General features: G+C 54.9%; 3 protein-coding genes. 2 read left to right on the top strand and 1 reads right to left on the bottom strand.

Translation table 11 applies throughout. The annotated features are described in order from the left end of the window. The coding region (locus B3F49_RS01525) for a ComEC/Rec2 family competence protein (RefSeq protein WP_293908660.1) at positions 1-1,187 on the top strand (1,187 nt) is incomplete at its 5' end. Beyond that, positions 1,075-1,857: a 16S rRNA (adenine(1518)-N(6)/adenine(1519)-N(6))-dimethyltransferase RsmA gene (gene rsmA, locus B3F49_RS01520; protein WP_293908683.1), complete on the top strand. Its 783-nt coding sequence runs from the start codon at positions 1,075-1,077 to the stop codon at positions 1,855-1,857. The genes B3F49_RS01525 and rsmA, both read left to right, overlap by 113 nt. Here the strand turns inward: rsmA and B3F49_RS01515 are convergent. Further along, positions 1,796-2,431, bottom strand: a 636-nt coding sequence (locus tag B3F49_RS01515) for an MATE family efflux transporter (RefSeq protein ID WP_293908659.1), incomplete at its 5' end; no start/stop codon positions are given. The genes rsmA and B3F49_RS01515 overlap by 62 nt on opposite strands.

Raw genomic sequence — 2,431 nt, 5'->3', positions numbered from 1 at the left:
CATTGATTGAAGTCGATGAGGTGCTGGTCTCCTCTTCCAATCTGGTTCTTACCGGCATCTTGGACCCGGAGTCGGGATTATTTCTTGCTGAGAGCGTACAGGTTCTTCCTCTCTCGTTGCTTGCACGACAACGCCGTCATGTATTGAGGATGCTCCAGATCAGATTGCAGCAAGTCATACCAGACAAGGCTTCCCAAGGGCTTGCCGCCATGCTGTTGCTGGGACAGACAGGCAGCTCCGATTTTCAGCTCAAGGATTTGAGCCTCGCCTGTGGATGTGCACACCTCTTGGCCCTCTCAGGCATGCACCTGCACTTTTTCCTCTCTCTCAGCACCTCTTTGGGCAGCCTCATCGTCGGACGTTTTTGGGGGAGGTGGCTGGGTTCAGTCCCGGCCTTGTTCTATGTTGTGCTTGTCGGTCCCAAACCCTCTTTGATCAGGGCTTTGGGCATGCATCTTTGTTCGCTGTTTCCCATCTCACGCCAAACTGCTTTCCAGGCTACCTTCTTTCTGCAGCTGCTGCTCTTTCCCTTCTCGCTCTCGAGCATGGCATGCCTCTATAGCTGGGCTGCCTACGGGATGCTGCTGCTTTCATCGATGCTGCCCACATTTTTCCTGCAGAAAACTGCGGTAATCGTAGCAGGCTCGTCCCCGGCTTCCCTGTTGCTGGGAGGCTCGTGCAACCTGAGTGGTTTGCTCTTCTCCCCGATACTCACCCCCCTGATAAACCTGGCCATGGCGGCAAGTTTCCTGAGCCTGGTTTTCGGATCCTTCTTTGGCCGGATCTTGTCCTCGATACAGGCACTTCTCTTCTTCATCCTGGAAAACAACCAAGGCTATACGCTGCAAGTCGGCTTTGCAGGATATGTGGTCTATGTATTGGTGTTGTTGACCTGTCTTGTCTCAATTGGCTATGCTACCATGGCTGTACAAAAGCGAAGGAGATTACGCTATGAGCTGGACATTCGCATACGACTCCCCGATTGCAATCACTGCTCTGCTCAAACAAGAGGAGCTGTCGATGACCAAGAAATTTGGTCAGAACTTCCTCATCTCCCGCTCGGTGAGGGAGAAGATTGTAGCACTTCTGGATGTACAGCCGTCTCACCGTGTATGGGAGATCGGGCCGGGGATCGGGGCGGTCACCAGCCTGCTGCTCGAGCAGGGGGCGAAGGTGACGGCTTTTGAGATCGACCATGGGTTCTGCCGTATTCTCTCAGAGCAGGCGTTCGCCGATGAGCCCTCTTTTCGGCTCATAAGCGGTGATGCACTCAAGACGCTGCCTTCCCAACTTGCCTTGGAGGGGAGTCCTGACCGCCTGTGCGGCAATCTTCCCTACAATGTAGGCTCGGTGGTCATCGCCAAGGTGCTGGAGAGCGACCATCGGCCCCCTGTCATGGTGTTCACGCTGCAGAAGGAAGTGGTTGACCGGCTGTGTGCACAGCCGCAATCAAAGGATTGGTCGTCATTTTCCCTGCTCGCCCAGATGGATTATGAGGTGAAACCGGCTTTCAGCATCAACAGCGGCTCTTTTTATCCTCCACCGAAGGTGACCAGCAGTACGGTGGTGTTCACCCTCCGGGCCCAAAGCCTGGTACCGCTACAGCTCAGGCAGACCTTTTTACTCGTCATCCGCGACCTGTTCGCCCAACGCCGCAAGACAGTGAAGAACAATCTGCTCTCGGGAAAGATCGGGGCGGCCGTCGGCAGGAACGGGGTTGAAGCTTTGCTCTCCCATTCCCAAATCGACCCCTCTCTGAGGGCCGAGGCTCTTGCCTGGGCTGACTTTATTGCTCTCAGTGAGTCTCTTGCCAACTATCAAGCCAGGTATATCGTCGGTACTGCACCAAACAGATGATTCCCCTGAGAGTCAGGTCGCTGGCCATCGCCATCCAGATGCCCAGCAATCCCAGGGATGTTGTTTTCAGCAATAGGTAGGCCAAAGGAAGTCGGAGCAGCCACATTCCTGCAATCGAGATGAAAAACGGTCTTCTCGTATCGCCGGCTCCTCTGAAGACCCCGAAGGCAAGCATGGAAAGCCCGAATGCAGGCTCAGCGAAAGCTTCTATGCGCAATATGGTGGTTCCGAGGGCGATGACAGAAGCATCGGATGTGAAAAAGCGCATCAAAGCCGGTGCAAACAGATAGAGCATCAAGCCCATGAAACTCATCAACAGCGTGCCCCACAACGTACACAGGTCGGCAAACTTTTTTGCCAGCTGCTTGTCATTGGCGCCCAGTGATTGGGCTACCAACGTGGTGGCGGCTGTTGCAAAACCCGACGGAGGCAGATAGGTGATGGACTCGGCTGTGTTTGCCAAAAAGTGGGCAGCCAGGGCGGTGGTTCCCAAAGTCCCTACCATCTTGGTAAAGACAATCTGGCCGAACGAGAGGGTCGACCGCTCAAGGGCAACCGGGATTCCCAACCTGAG

Origin of the sequence: Sphaerochaeta sp. UBA5836 (genome assembly GCF_002432845.1) — a bacterium.
Taxonomy (GTDB): Bacteria; Spirochaetota; Spirochaetia; order Sphaerochaetales; family Sphaerochaetaceae; genus Sphaerochaeta.
Note: the sequence above shows the minus strand (reverse complement) of the source record. Positions and strands in the feature narration are given on the sequence as shown.